Here is a 17,685-nt window from a genome sequence, read left to right on the forward strand (position 1 = left end):
CCATCGGCGGCCGGGCGGAGACCAGGACGGATGGATGGAACTGCCTTGAGCCTATGCCAGCGCCCAAGCAGGGTGAATAGCCACCTGCACACCCTTGCCGAAGGGGTTTAGTGCGGTTGCCCAGCTCACGTTTATCCTTGCTTCATGGCCATTTCCCTTGCCGCCCTGGTGGGCGTGACCTCCTTGAAGCTGTCCAAGGCGGGCGTGGCGGAGACTACCTGGAACCAGGACATCAACTGGGTGGCGGTTACGGAACTCGAGGATCCGCAGCGGTTCCTCAACGGCGGGGAACTGGTGCTCACCACCGGCCTGCGGCTGCGGTCCGCGCCGGAGCAGCGCCGCTTTGTGCGGCAGGTCCAGCGGGCCGGCGCAGTGGGCATCGGGTTCGGTGTGGGGTTGTCACATGACGCGGTGCCGCCGGCCCTGCTGGCGGAGGCCAACCGGTGGGGCCTGCCGGTGGTGGAAGTGCCTTACGAAACCCCGTTCATCGCCATCACCAAGCTGGTGGCGGACGCCCAGTCGGCTGACCACTACGCCAAGCTGGAACGGCTCATTGCCGGGCACCAGGTGCTGGCCCGGGCGCTGCTGACCGGCGGCGGGCTCGCAGAGCTGCTGAAGAACCTGGGCGGCATGCTGCGCACCGACGTAGCGCTGACCCAGTTCACGGCGCAGTTGTACAACAGCGGCAGCACCCACCCGTCAGCCGATACCTGGTCCAGCTACCCCGTGCCCACGGGCCGGCGCGATGCCTGCACGCTGTGGGTCCGCCAGCCCTTCGAGGACACCGGCATCATCGGTTACGCGCAGAACCTGATCAGCGTGGAGCTGAATAACATGGTCAAGCAGCGCCAGGCCCAGCGCGCCCTGTGCGGCCAGGTACTGGAGGACGTGATCCACGGGGCACTGGAGACCAGCGAGGCCCAGCGCCGCCTGGCCGGGGTGGGCGTGAACAGCACCCGCAAGAACGTGGTGCTGCTGGCCGTATCGGCCGCCCACGGGAAGGCGTTGGGAAGCACCTCAGTGCCGCAGGAACTGGAGAAGGCGGTTGCCGCCGTCGTGGGCAAGGACCTGGTGCTGGTGGTCAATGACGACGGCGGGACGGCGCCGGCGCTGGCACGGAAGCTGAGCGACCACCTCGCCGAAGCCGGGATCCACGCCACGATCGGCATCGGCGGGGCGTACACCAAGCCCAACGGCCTGCGCTGGAGCTACTTCGAAGCCCGCGACGCCGCCAGCCATGGGCTGCCGGTCAACGAACCGGAACGGCTCAGCCTGACATCGCTGCTGCTGGCCAGCGAGGATGTCCCGCTGGCGGACATGGCACACGAGTCCCTGAACCCGCTGCGGGCCTTCGATGCCGCGCACGGCTCGGAGCTGATGTCCACGCTGGAGAGCTACCTGAACAACAACGGCTCGGTGGCTGCGGTGGCGGAAGAGCTCACGCTGCACCGCAACACGGTCCGGTACCGGCTGGCGCAGATCACCGAGCTCACCGGCTATGACCCCTCCGTCACCGCAGACCGGGTGCAGCTGTGGTTGGCCCTGGCCGTGGCCCGGTTGTCCGCCCGGCAGGGCAAGTAGGCCGGAAACCGCGGTCCGCCTCAGAGGACGCCGTGGCCCAAGAGGTCGCGCGACTTCTTCGTGGCCTTCCGGTACCCGGCCCGGGCCGCCAGCATCCGTTCTTCCTGCTGGCTGAGCAGCTCCGCGTAGATGCCTGCCGTGGCAGGCTCGCTGTACTCCGCGGCGATGGCTGCCAGCAGGTCGCGGGCCACCACGGCGTCCTGGAACTGGCCCAGGACCTTCTGCTGCCGGCGGGCAGCCTTGGCCACCTTGCCCGCACGTTTGCCGTGCACCAGGGCCGCTGATTCAGCCACGTGGCGCAGCCGCTTGGCATCCTTGCGTACCCGGTGGAGGGCAAGTTCCTGGTCCCTGCCGCGCCGCGCGCGCTTGGCCGCTTTGCGGGAGCGCTCCAGCCGCTTGGCTGCCTTGTCCACGGCTTTCGCGGCCGCCCGACGTCCCGGGGCCACCGTGTCGGCGCGCACCGGCGGGTTGTCGCGGAAATCCTCGAGCTTGTCCAGGAGCCGGAAGTAGCGCCCCGAGCCCAGGGCTTCCAGCAGGAGCCGGTACGCGGCGTCATAGTCCCCGCCCGTGCGCTGCTCCACCCGTGCCGTGGCCCCGGCGGTACCATCCCCCGGCTGCAGCCCGCCCAACTGGTCACGGAGCCGGGACCGCAGGACCTCGGCGTCGCGCGGCTGGCCGAGCAGCTGGCCCAGCCACTTCAGCTCGCTCCGCAGTTTGCGCACCGGCGATGCCCGGTAGAGCTTGGCGTACGCTGCCAGGACCGAGCGGATCCGGCGCGTGGCGGACCGCATGTTGTGGATGGCCTCGGGTTCCTCCCCCCGGACGGCGGCGTCGCTGGCGAGGATCTGGTCGATCTGTGCGGCCACATATACGGTGACGACGGCGGCGGCCGGCGCGCGCTTCCCGGCCAGCAGGGCAGGGGTGCCTTCGGGTCCGGCGGCACCGGCGGGCGCCTCGCCGGCGGCGGCACGCTTGCCCGCTTTGGTGTCAGCGCCCAGGGCACGGACCAGCTTCGAGGCATGGCCGGCGGGCCGGGCGCCGGCGGCTGCGAGCAGTTCCTCCACCGGGTCAAAGAGGTCCGGCCCACCGTGGACCAGCTCCAGCTCCCATTCGCGCCACTCCTGCCTTGTGGCGTTGTCCCCGTCGCCCAGGCGTTCGGCGGTGACCTGGTCGTCCGCGAGGTCGGCGAGGTGGACGCCGTCGGCCCCGTACAGGGGGTAGGTGGTGCGCCGGGTGTCCAGGCGCACCACCGGCACGGGGACGGCACCCCTGAGGTAGGCGTGCAGGTGGGTGAGCAGGGCGTCCGGGACGACGTCGGGCCGGCCGAGGGGTGCGTGCAGTTCCGTCCGCTCCTGCGGTCCTTCGCCGCTGGGCGCCGCTTGGGGAGGCAGCTTCAGGTGCCAGCCCGCGTCCTTCCCGCCGGTGCGGCGGCGGAGGGTGATGCGGCGTCCGGCCAGGGCGTGGGTGGGGGTGTCAAAGTACACCGCCTCCAGCAGGTCGGTGTGCGGCTTCCCTGTGCGGGCCACCCCCGCGGCCTGCTCCAGGGTCGGCACCACGGCGCCGGTATCGACGTCGTACTTCTTCTCAATCTCGAGTCCCCTGGAAGCCTCCACAGCCGCCCTTCCGCACCGCCTGGTCCGCGCCAGGCCCTCCGACAGTCCGTTGGCAGTCTATTGCAGGCACCGAAACCCGGGAGAGGTTGGCCACAAAAGCGCAAACATCAAACGTCTAACCTTTAGGGTGGTTCGTATGCCCGCCACTCCCCCCGTTTCCGTTCCCACCGCCGCCCAGGCGCCCGTTGCGGTGCCCGGGACCCCGCCCGGCGGCGCCGCCCCGGCGAAGCCGCGCTCCGCCGTCGTCTTCGGCGTCATTGCGCTGGTGCTGATCGGGCTGAACCTGCGCGCGGGCATCACCGGTGCATCCGCGCTGCTGCACGACCTGCAGGCGGCGCTGGGCTACGGGGTGCTGGTGGCGGCGGTCATCCCCTCCATCCCCACCCTCTGTTTCGCGCTTGCCGGTGCCGCCACGTCCTGGCTCACCGGCAGGCTTGGCGTGGAGAAGGCCATCCTCCTGTCCCTGGCGCTGCTGGCCGGCGGGCTGCTGCTGCGCGGCATCCCCGCCACGGGCATGCTGGTGGCCGGCAGTGTGGTGGGCATGTCCGGGCTGGCCATCTGCAACGTGGCAATGCCGTCCTTCATCCGGGAGCACTTCGCGTCCCGGACGTCACTCATGACCGCCGTCTACACGGTGACCATGACCACCGGCGGTACCCTGACCTCGGTCGCGGTGGTCCCGCTGGCACAGGCGCTCGGTTCCCCGTCCGCCGCCGTCGGCGCCGTGGGTATCGCGGCCGTGGCCGCCTTCCTGGGGTTCCTGCCGGTGGCTCTGCACGCCCACCGCCATACGGTGCGGACCACGGCCGGGCATGTGTCGCCCTGGCCGCTGTTGCGGACCCGCAAGGGGCAACTCCTCACCGCGATCTTCACCCTGCAGGCCCTGCTGGCGTACGCCCTGTTGAGCTGGTTCCCGTACATGCTCACCACCATGGGCCTGAGCGCCTCGGACAGCGGGCTGATGTTCGGCCTCATGCAGCTGGTCTCCGTCCCCGCGGGCATGGTGCTGATAGCCATCGGCGCCCGGCCCCGGATGCTGCGTCCGGCGTTCTACCTGGTGAGCATCACCATGGCCGTGGGAATTGCGGCGCTGCTGGTCCTCCCCGTGGCGCTGGCCGCGGTCCCCGCTGTCCTGCTGGGCTTCGGCCTGGGCATCTTCCCGCTGGTGATGGTGATGATCAGCCGCAGCGGCACCAGCACCGCCGAGACCACCGCCCTCTCCACCCTGGCCCAGTCCTCCGGTTACCTGCTGGCCACCGCGGGCCCGTTCGGCATGGGACTGCTGCACAGCGCCACCGGAGGCTGGTCCCTGCCGCTGGTGCTGCTGCTGGCACTGGCCCTGGTCCAGATCGTGGTGTCCCACCTGATCACCGGCCCTGCGATGTCCGTCAAGCCCGCGGAGAGGAAGTAATCCCATGACCCTGAGCCCTTCCGTCCGTCCGCCGCTCGCGGCCGAGGTCACGGCCAAGCTGCGGGGCATGGTCCACTCCGGTGAGTGGCCGCTGAACCAGCGCATCCCGTCCGAACCTGAGCTCATGGCCAGGCTGGGGGTTTCCCGCGGCACCCTCCGCGAAGCGGTCAAGGCCCTTGCCCACGGCGGAATGCTGGAGGTGCGGCGGGGGGACGGCACCTACGTGCGCGCCACGAGCGAAATGTCCGGCGCCGCGCGCCGCATGTACCAGGACCACACCGAGCAGCACATCCTGGAGGTCCGGCTGGGCCTGGACACCCAGGCTGCCCGGCTGGCCGCGCGCAACGCAACGGACGACGACGTCGCCGCCCTGGGGGCCCTCCTCGCCACCCGGGACCAGGCCTGGAACAACGGCGACTTCGAAGCCTGGGCGGACGCGGACTGGAGCTTCCACGAGGGCATCGCCCGGGCGTCCGGCAACCCGCTGCTGCACGAGCTGTACGCCAGCTTCGGAACCGTGTTCCACCAGGACCTGCTCACGCAGCAGCGCCGGCCGGGGTTCAACGGACTCCCCCGCGACGGCCACGAAACACTGCTCGACGCCATCGCCCAGCGGGACGAAGACGCTGCCGTGGCCAGCGTGAACCGGAACCTGAACTCGTGCGCGGAGTGGCTGGCGGAGTAACCCGGCCCTGCGCGCCCCGCCCTATCCACCCCGTGGGCATGCCGACGGCCCGGCACTGTGGTGCCGGGCCGTCGTCGTCCGCTCTATGTCTGGCTGGTAGCGCTAGTCGCGGCGCAGGCCCGAAAGGACGTTCTTGGGGCGCTGCATCTCGCCGTGCTTGGCGCCGAGGATGATCACCAGGGCAGCGAAGCCGGGGATGGCCCACTGCAGTGCCTTGAGCTGCTGCTGGGCCGACTTCAGCTCGTCCGAGGCTGCACCGTGCGGCTCGGTGGCACCTTCGGCACCCTCACCGGCCAGCTTCTCCACCTTCTTGCCCAGGATGCCCGAGTACAGGGTCACTGCGGCGCCCACCACGGTCACGGCCGTCTTGATGACGGTGTCGCGGGCCACGCCCTCCTGCTTGGCGATGCGGCCCTTGTTCTCCCACGCAATGGCCAGGTCCGCCACCAGGTGGGAAGCGAAGGCTGCGGTCTGGAACGGTGCCCACTTCATCCAGCCGGCGCTGGAAAGCCGGGTGCGCTCTGCGGGGTCCTTGGCCTGGGCCGCTGCCCCGTTGAGTCCGATGGCGCCCATCAGGGATCCACCAAACCATGCTGCTGCCGTCAGGTCGTGAACTGAACGGGCAATGAGATTTCCTGCCATGATGTGCATTCCTAACGTTGTGGACTGGTTCCGTGTTGCCGCTGTGCCGCGGACTCCACCTGCCGTGTTCCTTCGAGGTATGGTCCGCCCATGGTAAGCACACTTACTAATATTACGAAACCCCATCCCCGAGAGGGGCAACCGCGTAATATCGTCGCCATGGGAAATACAGGGACATTGTTCGGCTGGGCCTTCGGGGACCCCGCCCGTGGAAGTGACGGCGGCTACGTGGACGGACTGCAGCGCGAGGCACTGGGGAACGCCAGGGAAACGGCAAAGGCCAAGGGCGTTGGCGTTGTAGCCGGCTCGGAGGTGTTCACCGTCCTCAGCGCGGACGATTCCCTGGTGGAGCTGGACAACGCCCCCGGCCAGCTGGTGGTCCGCTGCACCGTACACGTGGAGGGACCCGGCGCAGAGAAGCTGCGGGCCGAAGGCCCCATGAACGGCTAAGAGATGTCCGACGGCGAATCCACCCTCAGCCAGGCAGCGGACGCTGTCGAGGACGCGTCCAATGCCAAAGCCCTGGACGTCCTGGCCCGTTCCGGATTCGCCGTCATGGCGCTGCTCCACATCATCGTAGGGGTCATCGCCATCGCCATCGCGTTCGGCCACCCCGGCGATGCCGAGGCCACCGGCGCCATCGCCCGGCTGGCGGACAACCCGTGGGGTCCCCTCGTCATGTGGGGATGCGTGGCCGCCTGCCTGGGCCTTGCGCTGTGGCAGGCCAGTGAAGCGACGCTGCGGGCCAGGAGCCTTCCCCGCAAGGAACGGCTGGCCAAGCTGGTGTCCTCGGGATTCCTGGCCATCGCGTACGGCAGCGTGGGGCTGACCTTCGCAGGCTTCGCGTTGGGGCAGCGCAGCGACTCGGGCGACAATACCCGGGACTTCAGCGCCAGCCTGATGGCCAACCCCATGGGGCCATGGGTCCTCGTCGCCCTCGGCCTGACCATCCTCGGCATCGGCATCTACTTCGAGGTCAAGGGAATCCGGCGCGGGTTCAAGGAAGAGCTGTTCCACTTCGAGGGCACCCGCCGCGGCAGGCTCATCGACAGCCTGGGCGTCACCGGCCATGTGGCCAAAGGTGTGGCGCTGAACCTCACCGGACTCCTGTTCATCATCGCCGCCGCCAGGGACCGGCCGGACGAATCCACCGGGCTGGACGGCAGCCTCAAGGCCCTGCAGGGCCACCCGTTCGGGCCCACCCTGCTCGTGGCCATTGGTGCAGGGTTTATCGCCTACGGGATCTTCGCGCTGATCCGGGCCCGCTTTGGCCGCATGTAGTTCCGGGGTTTGTGGGTAGGGAGGAAGTATGACCCAGCAGCTGCGCGTTAGTTCCGCCGTGACCTCCAGTGCCGGCCAGGCCTTCGCCGGCCTCTTCCGGCTCCTGAAACTCGCCAGGCCGGACCGGCCCATCCACCCACAGGGGCTGGGCCTGCACGGAACGTTGACCAGGACCGGCAACCCGTCCGGCCCCAGCGGCATCGACTGGCTGGACGCGCCCGGTACGGACCAGGTTGTGGCCCGCTTCTCCAGGTCAGTAGGGCTGCCGCAGGCGCTGCCGGACATCCTTGGCCTGGCCCTGCGCGTTTCGCCGCCCGGCGCCGGCGGCCCCGCGGACGTGCTGTTTGCCTCCACCGGCTGGGGGCTGCCGGGCCGGTTCCTGCTGGTGCCGCGCCTGGATGTTGCAGGAGCCTCCATGACCACGCTGATGCCCTACCGCGGAAGCCGGGGCCCCGTGCTGTTGGGACTCCAGACGCGGAGCCTCCCGCCGGGTTCGCTGGCGTCCGGGGAATGGGTGCTGGGACTGCACTGGGCCACACCGGGCAGACGCTGGCGGGAATGCGGCGAAGTGCGGCTGCGGGCCGGTGCCAGTCCCACCGACATCCCGCTGCGTTTCGATCCCCTGGAGCACCAGCCGCCCGGGGCGCAGGCCTACAGCTGGACCCGGCGGCTGCGGAAGCCGTCCTACCGGGCCGCACGGCGGCCCGCACCTCCCGCCGTCGGACGCCCGCCAGAATCCCCCGCATCGCCCGGGAAAAGCACTACCGCAACCGGAAGGAACTCCATGTCCACCGTCTCGCAGCTGTTCAAAACCCCCTCTGCCGACGTTTGGCGGGTGATCGCCGACGGCTGGCTGTACTCCGGCTGGGTGGTGGGCGCGTCCCGGATCAGGGATGTGGACGCCGAATGGCCAAGGGTGGGCGCCCAACTCCACCATTCGGTGGGAGCCTGGCCGCTGGTGATCGACGACAGCAGCCGCGTGACCGCCGTCGAGCCCGGCCGCTCGCTGGAACTGGTGGCACGCGGTTGGCCCATGGGCGAGGCCAAGGTGGAGATGACACTGGAGGACCGCGGCAACCAGTGCCTGGTGACCATCGCTGAGGACGCCATCCGGGGGCCCGGCAAGCTGATGCCCAAGTTCCTGCGCGATCCCATGATTTCCGCCCGGAACCGGGAGACCCTGCGCCGCCTGGAGCTCATGGCCATCGGCGGCGCGGGGAAATAGCGCATCAGGGTTAAAGGGTTGTTAAACGCTGGGAACCGCGGGACGATTATGTCCCGCGGTTCCTGCATCCAGTTCCTGGAGCCGGGCGTCAGCTCCTAGACCTGGGCGGAGACGCCGTCGCGGGAGATGTCCACCATGTCCTCGCGCGGCACCACCTTGATGCGCTCACGCTTGACCTCCACGCCGTGCGAGCCGCCGGCTTCGGTGGCCGCTGCGCCGAGGGCCAGCTCGTGGGCGTCCAGTGCCAGCCAGCCTTCCCAGCTGGTGAACTTCACACCGCGGGCGTCGAGGAGTTCGGTGACTGCGTCCTCCTGCGGAACCGAAGCCACCGGCAGGTTTTCGCGGTCTTCCAGCAGGTAGGTGACGGTCTCCAGGGCATCGCCCTTGGTGTGGCCGATCAGGCCCACCGGTCCGCGCTTGATCCAGCCCGTGGCGTAGAGCCCCGGCACATGCTGGCCGGACGCATCCAGGACGCGGCCGCCGTCGTTCGTGACCACGCCCTTCTTGTGGTCGAACTCCACGTCCGGCAGGGCCGACCCGAAGTAGCCGATGGCGCGGTACACGGCCTGGACCGGGTAGTCCACGTACTCGCCGGTGCCGCGGGCGTTGCCGCTGCCGTCCAGCTCGGTGCGCTCGAACTTGATCCCCGCCACCTTGCCGGGGGTCGCGGCGTCGTCGTAGATCTCCACCGGGCTGTGCAGGAAGTGCAGGTGGAGGCGGCGGGAGGCCTTGAGCTCGGAGACGTCCTCGGGCTGCTCGGCGATCCAGTTGGTGAGTGTTCCCACCATGGTCTTGGTCTGGTTGTTCGTCTGGATCTGGCGGTCCGATTCCTCGTCGAACTCGAAGTCCTCGGGGTACAGGATGATGTCCACGTCCTTGGAGTGGGACAGCTCGCGCAGCTCCAGCGGGGTGAACTTGACCTGGGCGGGGCCGCGGCGGCCGAAGACGTGCACGTCGGTGACGGGCGAGGCCTTCAGGCCGGCGTAGACGTTGTCCGGGATTTCGGTGACCAGCAGGTCATCGGCGTGCTTGGACAGGACGCGGGCCACGTCCAGGGCCACGTTGCCGTTGCCGATCACGGCGATTTCCTTGGCCTCCAGCGGCCATTCGCGCGGCACGTCCGGGTGGCCGTCGTACCAGGAGACGAAGTCGGCGCCGCCGAAGGAGCCCTCCAGCTCGACGCCGGGAATGTTCAGGTCCGCGTCCTTGATGGCGCCGGTGGCGAAGATGACGGCGTCGTAGTGGGTGCGGAGGTCATCGATGGTGAGGTCCGTGCCGTAGTCCACGTTGCCGAAGAAGCGGATGTCGCCGCGGTCCAGCACCTTGTGCAGGGCGTTGACGATGCCCTTGATGCGGGGGTGGTCCGGGGCCACGCCGTAGCGGATCAGGCCGTAGGGTGCCGGGTAGCGGTCGAAGAGGTCGATGCTGACGGTCAGCTCACCGCTCTTGACGGCTTCGCTCTTGGTGAGGATGTCAGCGGCGTAGACGCCGGCCGGGCCGGAGCCCACGACGGCGACGCGCAGGGGACGCGCAGCAGATCCTACGGTTGTGCTGGATGACACGGCTGTGTTCCTTTTCTTCTGCATCGATTGCTGAGTAACTGCCGTTTTGAAGGCTCATACCGACAGTTACGGAGCAATCGATGGGTTTCAGGTGGTGAGGACGGTCTTGCGGGGGCTGTTCGGGGTGGTGGTGCTGTAGTCAGCGGTTTTGAAGTGCGACGGCGCGAACGGGCTCACGCGCACCACGTCACCGATGACAATCACGGCAGGATTTGCGACGCCGGCCGCCTGGGCCTGGTCGGCGATGGAACCGAGCGTGCCGATCGTGACGCGCTGGTCCGGCAAATAGCCGTTTTCCACGATACCAACAGGGGTGCCTGCAGGCAGCCCGGCATCGCCCAGCGCGGACGCGGATTCGCGGAGCTGGCCCACGCCCATGAGCAGGATAATGGTGTGGTCTGCGCGGGCAGGAACCTCGGAGAGTTCTTCGTGGCCGGTGACCACGCTGAAGCCCTTGGCCAGGCCGCGGTGGGTGACGGGAATGCCTGCGGCTGCGGGTACCGAGATGGCGGACGTAACGCCGGAGACCACCTCAACCTCGACTCCGTGCTGGCGGCAGTATTCGGCTTCCTCGCCGCCGCGTCCCAGCACGTACGGGTCGCCGCCCTTGAGCCGGACCACCCGGTTGCCCTTGAGCGCTTCCTCCACCAGGATGCGGTTGATTTCCGCCTGCGGCACCGGGTGGTGGCCGGGGGTCTTGCCCACTTCGATGACGCGGACGTCCGGGGCGAGTTCGTTCAGCAGTTCGCGGGGCCCGAGGCGGTCCGCGACCACGACGTCGGCCTGGCCCAGGAGCCGGCGGCCGCGGACGGTGATGAGGCCGGTATCACCGGGGCCGCCACCAACGAGGGCCACGCTTCCCTGGTGGGCACGGCGGCGGCGCAGCGGAAGATCGCCGGTCTCCAGGGCGGTGGCGACGGCGTCGCGGACGGCCATGGCACGGCGCGGGTCTCCGCCGGCGTTGATGGCAATCTTGACGTCGTCCACCTCAGCGACCGCGGGGGTCCAGGCGGCAGAAGCTTCATGGTTGGAGGCGTTGACGCACCAAACCCGCTGCGCCTCGGCGTCGGCCGATACCTGGGCGTCCACCTCAGGAGCGCCCGTTGCGGTCTGGACGAACCAGACGCCGTCGACGTCGCTGGAAAGGTAAGGCCGCGCTTCCCAGGTGAGCAGGCCGGCGTCGGCCATCTCCTGCAGCGCGGGCGAGGCAACGGGGGCCACGACGGTGACCAGGGCACCGGCGTCGAGCAGTCCCTTGGCGCGGCGGGCCGCAACGGGGCCGCCGCCCACCACCAGCACGGGGCGGCCGAGCAGCCGCAGCGCCGTGGGGTATATGTCCTGAATTGCCATGAATCAACGGTAGGGCGGCGTCACATTGGCCCACAAAGGGTCAGCAACACCAGTTCACGTAAGGTAACGCTGCGTCACAAAGAATCTGCCATACTGCCGGCGAGGAAGCTGCCGCGGTCCCGGATCAGCCCTTCCAGGTACCGGGCCAGGAAGAGGCGCTCGACGGCGCGGCCCAGGACTCCCAGCGGGGCGGTGAACTCCACCTTGTCCGTCATAGTGCTCCCCGTGGCGGTTGGTGCGAACTCATGGACGTGCCGGAATGACGTGAACGGCCCCTTGACCTGTTCGTCGGTGAAGCTGCGGGGGAAGTCCACGTGGGTGATCCGGCTGGTCATGGTCAGTGGAATGCCGAAGTGTTTTGCCCGCCAGGTCACCTCCTGGCCTTCTCCGATCAGCCCGCTGGTGACGCCGCCGACCGCCCGCTCCCCTGATTTCTGCTGGGAGTCCACATGCAGGTCGATGCTGCGCGCCAGGTCGAACAGCTGCTCCGCGGGCAGCGGCGACTCGGTGCGGCATACGAAGCTGACGGTCATGGCGCCAGTCTGCCATGCGCCAGGGAACAGCAGAGCCCGACGGCGGGAGGTCGCCGTCGGGCTCTGAGGGTGCGTTGGGGAGGGGCTGGGTCAGCGGGTGCTGCCGGCCAGGAGGCCGCGGCGCCGAAGCAGCCGCTTCTCGATGGGTCCGAAGACCAGCAGCTCGATGAGGATGCCGACGCCGAGGATCAGCAGGATGGCAGCCATCACGATGGTCATGTCGGACAGGTCGCGGCCCTGGTCCAGCATGGATCCCAGGCCGAAGCCGATGGTGCCGCCCACCGCGATGATCTCCGCCGCCATGAGTGAGCGCCAGGAGAAGGCCCACCCCTGCTTGAGGCCGCTGAGGTAGCCGGGCAGTGCGGCGGGAAGGATCACCTGCAGAGCCATCTGCAGCCGGGACGCGCCCAGGACGGTCCCCACGCGCCGGTACTGCGGCGGGATCTGGTCCACGCCGGAGATGAGGCCGTTGATGATGGACGGGATGGCGCCCATGAACACCACGAAATAAACAGTGGCGTCCGTGAGGCCGAACCAGATGATGGCCGCGGGAACCCAGGCCACGGATGGCAGCACCTGCAGGCCGGAGATCAGCGGTCCGAATGCGCGTCGAAGCGGGGCAACCTGGGCCAGCAGCAGGCCCACGGGAGTGGCAATGGCCACCGAAATCAGGAAACCAACCACCCCGCGCTGCAGCGAGGTCCAGATCGCTTCCTGGAACTTGCCGTCGCCCCACAGGACGCCCATCTGCGTCACCACATCCAGCGGCCCCGGAACCAGGTCGCGCCGCTTCACGCCGAGCGAGACGTAGAACTGCCAGATGAGCACCAGGACCACCAGCGCGGCCACCGGCAGGAGGATCCGGCTCCAGTCGACGCGGTGCTTGCGGTCGGCGTCGGACTGCAGGGAGTCCAGCCCGGATTCGAGCTCGCGCAGGTCCTCATTGCCCGTGGACGTCCGCGTCAAGGCGGCGTGCACGTGGGCTGCAGGCGCAGCGCCGGATGGCGCCCAGGGAGTGGCATCGGGCCTGTCGGAGCGGGACGCTTCGTCCGAAGGACGAAAGCCGTCCCGCGAAGGGGCGGGGGCGGCATCCGGCGCGGAGCCGGACAGGGACTTACTTGGCATGGCGGCGAATCTCCTCACGCAGCCGGGCGGTGATGACCCCGGTCAGCTGGCCGGCGAGCCCGGCATCGGTTCGGTGTTCCTCGGTGACGTCCCATTCCTGGACCACGCGGCCGGGGCGGGAGGAGAGCAGCAGGACGCGCTGGCCCAGCCGGACAGCCTCCCGGACGTTGTGGGTGACGAAGACAATGGTCCGCCCGGTTTCCTTCCAGATGCGCTCGAGTTCGTCGTGCAGCAGGTCGCGGGTGATGGCGTCCAGTGCGGCGAACGGTTCATCCATGAGCAGCAGCTGCCGGTCCTGGGCCAGGGAGCGGGCCAGGGATACGCGCTGGCGCATGCCGCCGGACAGTTCGTGCGGGCGCTTGTCCCCCGCGGATCCCAGGTGCACCAGTTCGAGGAGTTCCTGGGCCTTGGTGCGGCGTTCGGCCTTGCCCACTCCACGCAGTTTCAGGGCCAGCTCGATGTTCTCCCGGGCGGTGAGCCACGGGAACAGTGCCGCGTCCTGGAACATGAAGGCGGCGCCGTCGCTGGGCACTTCCAGGGCGCCCGACGTCGGCGCTTCCAGTCCCGCGATGATGTTCAGGAGGGTGGATTTGCCGCAGCCGGAGGCACCAAGGAGGGCAACGAACTCGCCCTGCTTGATGTTGGCGTTGACGTCGTCCAGTACCGGGGCGCCGTCGCCGAAGCGCTTGCCCAGGTGTTCCAGTACGACTGGCATGGTGGCGTCCTTAGGTAGTGGTGGGGGTCAGTCCTGGCCGAGGCCGGCTGCCGAAATCCTGCCGGCGCCGGTGACCTGGTTAAGCGCGGTGAGGTCGAAGAGGCCGTTGATGTCGGCCTTCTTGGTGGTGCCGGCGTCCACCCCGTCCTGCAGCAGTTTGGGGTAGCTCCCGGCCAGCGGGTCGAGAGTGAAGGTGATGTTGGCGAGGGAACGGTTCAGCACATCAGCCGGCAGTGCGGCCCCGGCGGATTCCTGCAGGGCTTCATTGACAAGTGCAGCCTTCTCGTCGGCCGGTGCCGAGTTGAGCCATGCGACCGACTTGGCATGCCCGGCCAGCAGCGCCTTGACGGTGTCCGGGTGGTCGGCGGCGAACGTCTGGTTCACGATCAGGATCGTGGTGGGGAACTCTCCGGGCTTGCCGGTGCCTGCCCCGTCCCACAGGTCCTTTTCGTCCACGAGGACCTTGGCTCCGGCCTGGAGCACCAGGCGTGACGCCCAGGGCTCAGGCAGCCACGCGCCGTCGAGCTTTCCGTCCTGGAACAGCTTGAGGGTCTGGGCGTTGTCCGTGGGGTTGATGGCGACGTCGCCGCTGCCGTCCACGTTGGTCTTGTAGCCCTGCTTGGTGAGCCACGCGCGCAGGGCCACGTCCTGGGTGCCTCCCAGCTGCGGCGTTGCCAGGGTCTTTCCCTTCAGGTCCGCGGCGGAGGTGATGCCGGGCTTGACCACCAGCTGGGCACCGCCTGCAGCGGCTCCGGCGATCACGCGCACGGACTGGCCCTGGCTCTTGGCGAAGGAGTTGATGGCGGGGTTCGGGCCGATGTAGGCGGCGTCGATGGCCCCTGCGTTGAGGGCTTCAATGGCTGCGGGTCCGGCGTTGAACGTCTCGGTGCTGAGCTTGGTGCCGCCCAGGGCCTCAGCCAGGAACCCTTTTTTGACCCCGACCAGGGCGGGGGCGTGCGTGACGTTGCCGAAGTACCCCAGTTTCAGCTCTGCGGCCGGGGTGGGCTCGGCGGCCTGCGCCTCGGTGTTGCGGGAGATGTTGGAGGCAACAATGGCCCCGACAGCGATCAGCAGGACCAGCCCTATGGCCAGGGCAGCCTCGACGGCGCGCCTGCGCGTGGGGACCGCGCTCTCGCCTGCCACGATGCGGGTCATCCCGGGCTTGGAACTAGTCATTGTTTCACCATAGGGAGCGGCCCCAACCCGTTCAATGAGGCGGAAACGGGGGGTCACGCACGTTCATTTAGCGTCATATTCCGCCGCACTGCTGCCCGGTTTCGCAGAGTCAGTTGCCTTTGACGTTGACCAACTGCCGCAGCTTGTGCCGCACCGTCACCAGGTCCGCGGCGTCCTGCATGACCTGGTCGATCGGCTTGTACGCGGCCGGGATCTCGTCGATGAAGGCCTCCGACGCCCGGAACTCAATGCCCTTCATGGCCCGCTTCAGTTCCTCCAGGGTGAAGGCCTTGCGGGCTGCGTTGCGTGAGTATTCCCGCCCTGCCCCGTGCGGGGACGAGTTCAGCGACGCCGGGTTGCCCCTGCCTTCCACCACATACGACGCCGTCCCCATGGATCCGGGGATCAATCCGGGATCGCCGTGCGCGGCTTTGATGGCACCCTTGCGGGACACCCAGACCGGCTTGCCGTAGTGCGTCTCCTGCTCTGTGAAGTTGTGGTGGCAGTTGATCCGCTCAAGCTCGCGCACCTTGCCTCCCACCCAGCGGCTGAACTGGGCAGCCACCCGGTCCATCATTTCCTCCCGGTTCAGCAGAGCGAAGTGCTGGGCCCACCGCAGTTCTGCGATGTAGCGCTCAAACTGAGGCGTGCCCTCATCCAGGTACGCCAGGTCAGGATCCGGCAGGTAGATCTGGTTCTTGCGGCTCACGTGCTGGGCCACCCCGATGTGGTGCTGGGCGATCCTGTTGCCGACGCCCCGCGAGCCCGAATGCAGGAAGAGCCACACGCCGTCGTCCTCATCTGCGGAGATTTCGATGAAGTGGTTCCCGGAGCCCAGGGACCCCAGCTGCAGTTCCCACTTGGGAACGTATTGGGCGGGGTTGAACCCGGCTTTCGCGGCCCGCCGTTTGAGCTCGGCGATCCGCGGCTCCGCCGTGGGCAGGACGCTCCTGTTGTTGTGCCCGGCGGACAGCGGGATGACCCGCTCGATATCCTCCCGGAGGCGCTTCCGGTCTTTCGGCAGGTCCTTCACGGAGTACTGGGTGCGCACCGCGATCATGCCGCAGCCGATGTCCACGCCCACGGCCGCCGGGATGATGGCGCGCAGGGTGGGGATGACGGATCCCACGGTGGCCCCCTTGCCCAGGTGCGCGTCCGGCATCAGCGCCAGGTGGGGGTAGATGAACGGCAGGGCCGCCGTCATCACGGCCTGCGCGCGGGTTTTGTCATCCAGGATGGACGCCCAGTTGAGAAGCTTCGGGCTGATGGTTTCCATTGCCGCCTCCCGCCGCGGTGACCATGACTAGGGTAAGTCCTAGGCTAAACCCGCGCTTCGAAAGGAGATGCAGCAATGGTCAGTGTCCAGACGGATATCCACATCGACAGGCCGCGTGAGGAAGTTGCTGGCTTTGCGGCGAACCCCGAAAATGCGCCCCGGTGGTACGTCAACATCCACAAATCGCAGCGGCTGGACAGCGGTCCCCTGGGCCCCGGCTCGAAGGTGGCATTCACTGCGAAGTTCCTGGGCCGGGAGCTCAACTACACCTACGAGTTCGTGGAGTACGTCCCCGGTGAGAGATTGGTGATGCGCACCGCACAGGGCCCCTTCCCCATGCAGACCACCTACACATGGACGGACGACGACGGTGGGACGCGCATGACGCTCGGCAACAACGGGAGCCCCTCGGGTTTCTCCCGCCTGGCCGGCCTGGTTATGGAACCAATGATCCGCCGGGAGACCCGGAAGGACCTGCAGAAACTCAAGGCAATCCTTGAAGGTGACAGCCGGCGCTGGCCGCGGGCGGGCGAAGCCGAATAGGGAACTTACGCAGTGGCGGTGAGCCGGTGCCTCGGGGTGCGGGCGGCGGCCCTGGCAACCAGCAGGCGGCGCAGGTTGAACCAGCAGAACAGCGCGAGTCCCAGATACAGGGAAAGCTCCATCACTTCGCCGTACTCGGAGATGCCGTAGTCAGGTGCGGGCCAGACCAGCAGGCGGAAGAGACGGTAGGCCGCCGCCAGCCCGAAGGCCGGCACCACGAAAAGGGGCGGAACCAGCAGGTGTGCAGACTCCAAGTGCTTCCAGCGGCCGCGGGCTGCGTTCCAGACCAAGGGAGCACAGGCGCCGTAAAGGCTTGCCAGCAGCATGGCGGCGGGTACCAGTTCCTGCACACCACCAATGTTGTGCACGGTGGTTTCCCCCTGGCGGTTGATCGCCTCCATGGCTTCCGGTGTCTGCCAGCCGAAGATGCGTTGTCCCCAGGAGATCTCCTCCCCTGCCAGGAACCAGACGCCGGCGGTGACCACCCCGTAAAGCAATGCCATGATCTTGTGCCCGGTTCTGGACAGGCGGAACGCCAGGAGGGGCAGGAAGATGCCTGCAGCCGCCAGGGAGAAGAACTGGAGCCATTCGACCAGGGAGTCCTCGTCGAGGAGCCAGATGAAGAGTGGCGGGTGCAGGACGGTGGCCGCGGTTGCGAGGGCGATGCCCAAAGGCAGCAAAGCGATGATCAGCGCCCGGCGCGGGAGGGTTCCCCATTCGCGGGCGTCGCGTGCGAAACGGATAGCGGTTTTGGTGTTCCACCGGTGGATGGCCGGCATCGTGTCCCCCTCAACGAACAGGCCGGAACCTGGAATCGCGGCACCGGCGAAGCGATGCCTGAGCTTCCCATGCCGCCCGCGGCCACGAAAGGTTCGGGGGGAACCTTTGCGGTTTATTGTGCGGATTACCGCAGGCCCTCGAAATCGCCGGAAACACTGCGGGGCCGCCGTAACGATACGGCGGCCCC

General features: G+C 68.4%; 17 protein-coding genes. 7 read left to right on the forward strand and 10 right to left on the reverse strand.

Annotated elements, in window-relative coordinates; all coding sequences use genetic code 11:
• Positions 1-144 precede the first annotated feature (144 nt).
• Complete coding sequence (locus VIK36_RS16355; RefSeq protein ID WP_324642745.1) at positions 145-1,581, forward strand: PucR family transcriptional regulator; 1,437 nt, start codon at positions 145-147, stop codon at positions 1,579-1,581.
• A gap of 20 nt (positions 1,582-1,601) precedes the next feature.
• On the opposite strand, the gene VIK36_RS16360 is transcribed toward VIK36_RS16355, so the two are convergent.
• Positions 1,602-3,194, reverse strand: a complete 1,593-nt coding sequence (locus VIK36_RS16360) for a CYTH and CHAD domain-containing protein (RefSeq protein ID WP_324642747.1) — start codon at positions 3,192-3,194, stop codon at positions 1,602-1,604.
• A 136-nt stretch (positions 3,195-3,330) separates the two neighbouring features.
• Here VIK36_RS16360 and VIK36_RS16365 point away from each other — a divergent pair, with 136 nt between their 5' ends.
• Positions 3,331-4,605, forward strand: coding sequence for a CynX/NimT family MFS transporter (locus tag VIK36_RS16365; protein WP_324642748.1), 1,275 nt, complete (start codon positions 3,331-3,333; stop codon positions 4,603-4,605).
• Positions 4,606-4,609: 4 nt separating this feature from the next.
• The gene (locus VIK36_RS16370; protein WP_324642749.1) at positions 4,610-5,290 is read left to right on the forward strand and encodes a FadR/GntR family transcriptional regulator; all 681 of its coding nucleotides are present in this window, start codon (positions 4,610-4,612) and stop codon (positions 5,288-5,290) included.
• Between the two features lie 102 nt (positions 5,291-5,392).
• On the opposite strand, the gene VIK36_RS16375 is transcribed toward VIK36_RS16370, so the two are convergent.
• Positions 5,393-5,932, reverse strand: coding sequence for a hypothetical protein (locus tag VIK36_RS16375; RefSeq protein ID WP_255172952.1), 540 nt, complete (start codon positions 5,930-5,932; stop codon positions 5,393-5,395).
• 159 nt (positions 5,933-6,091) lie between these two features.
• Here VIK36_RS16375 and VIK36_RS16380 point away from each other — a divergent pair, with 159 nt between their 5' ends.
• Genes VIK36_RS16380 through VIK36_RS16390 form a run of 3 tightly spaced genes read left to right on the forward strand, consistent with a single transcriptional unit; the run spans position 6,092 to position 8,438 of the window.
• Positions 6,092-6,382: a hypothetical protein gene (locus VIK36_RS16380; RefSeq protein WP_159631180.1), complete on the forward strand. Its 291-nt coding sequence runs from the start codon at positions 6,092-6,094 to the stop codon at positions 6,380-6,382.
• Between the two features lie 3 nt (positions 6,383-6,385).
• On the forward strand, positions 6,386-7,213 hold the full coding sequence (locus tag VIK36_RS16385) for a DUF1206 domain-containing protein (protein ID WP_324642752.1): 828 nt from the start codon (positions 6,386-6,388) through the stop codon (positions 7,211-7,213).
• Between the two features lie 28 nt (positions 7,214-7,241).
• Positions 7,242-8,438: an SRPBCC family protein gene (locus tag VIK36_RS16390; RefSeq protein WP_324642754.1), complete on the forward strand. Its 1,197-nt coding sequence runs from the start codon at positions 7,242-7,244 to the stop codon at positions 8,436-8,438.
• A gap of 95 nt (positions 8,439-8,533) precedes the next feature.
• Here the strand turns inward: VIK36_RS16390 and VIK36_RS16395 are convergent, their stop codons facing one another.
• From VIK36_RS16395 to VIK36_RS16425, 7 genes are all read right to left on the reverse strand, one after another.
• Entirely contained in the window at positions 8,534-10,000 is a 1,467-nt protein-coding gene (locus VIK36_RS16395) for an FAD-dependent oxidoreductase (protein WP_324642756.1), read from the reverse strand.
• 87 nt (positions 10,001-10,087) lie between these two features.
• On the reverse strand, positions 10,088-11,350 hold the full coding sequence (gene cobA, locus VIK36_RS16400; protein WP_324642757.1) for a uroporphyrinogen-III C-methyltransferase: 1,263 nt from the start codon (positions 11,348-11,350) through the stop codon (positions 10,088-10,090).
• Positions 11,351-11,424: 74 nt separating this feature from the next.
• A complete protein-coding gene (locus VIK36_RS16405) occupies positions 11,425-11,883 on the reverse strand; it encodes an SRPBCC family protein (protein WP_324642759.1) in 459 nt (152 codons plus the stop codon).
• A gap of 90 nt (positions 11,884-11,973) precedes the next feature.
• Complete coding sequence (locus tag VIK36_RS16410) at positions 11,974-13,008, reverse strand: ABC transporter permease (RefSeq protein ID WP_324642761.1); 1,035 nt, start codon at positions 13,006-13,008, stop codon at positions 11,974-11,976.
• Positions 12,998-13,723, reverse strand: a complete 726-nt coding sequence (locus VIK36_RS16415) for an ABC transporter ATP-binding protein (protein ID WP_159631168.1) — start codon at positions 13,721-13,723, stop codon at positions 12,998-13,000. Before VIK36_RS16415 ends, VIK36_RS16410 begins: the two co-directional genes overlap by 11 nt.
• A gap of 27 nt (positions 13,724-13,750) precedes the next feature.
• Positions 13,751-14,878, reverse strand: coding sequence for an ABC transporter substrate-binding protein (locus VIK36_RS16420; RefSeq protein WP_324645301.1), 1,128 nt, complete (start codon positions 14,876-14,878; stop codon positions 13,751-13,753).
• A 130-nt stretch (positions 14,879-15,008) separates the two neighbouring features.
• Positions 15,009-16,175 (reverse strand): RtcB family protein, encoded by a 1,167-nt coding sequence (locus VIK36_RS16425; RefSeq protein WP_255172960.1) that lies wholly within the window; start codon positions 16,173-16,175, stop codon positions 15,009-15,011.
• A 75-nt stretch (positions 16,176-16,250) separates the two neighbouring features.
• On the opposite strand from VIK36_RS16425, the gene VIK36_RS16430 reads away from it, so the two are divergent.
• Positions 16,251-16,718: an SRPBCC family protein gene (locus tag VIK36_RS16430; RefSeq protein ID WP_324642763.1), complete on the forward strand. Its 468-nt coding sequence runs from the start codon at positions 16,251-16,253 to the stop codon at positions 16,716-16,718.
• Positions 16,719-16,723: 5 nt separating this feature from the next.
• Here VIK36_RS16430 and VIK36_RS16435 read toward each other — a convergent pair whose 3' ends face one another.
• Positions 16,724-17,497 carry a hypothetical protein gene (locus VIK36_RS16435; protein ID WP_324642764.1) on the reverse strand — a complete coding sequence of 258 codons (774 nt, stop codon included), beginning with the start codon at positions 17,495-17,497 and terminating at the stop codon, positions 16,724-16,726.
• Positions 17,498-17,685: the final 188 nt, after the last annotated feature.

The organism is Pseudarthrobacter sp. LT1 (assembly GCF_035621795.1).
GTDB lineage: Bacteria > Actinomycetota > Actinomycetes > Actinomycetales > Micrococcaceae > Arthrobacter.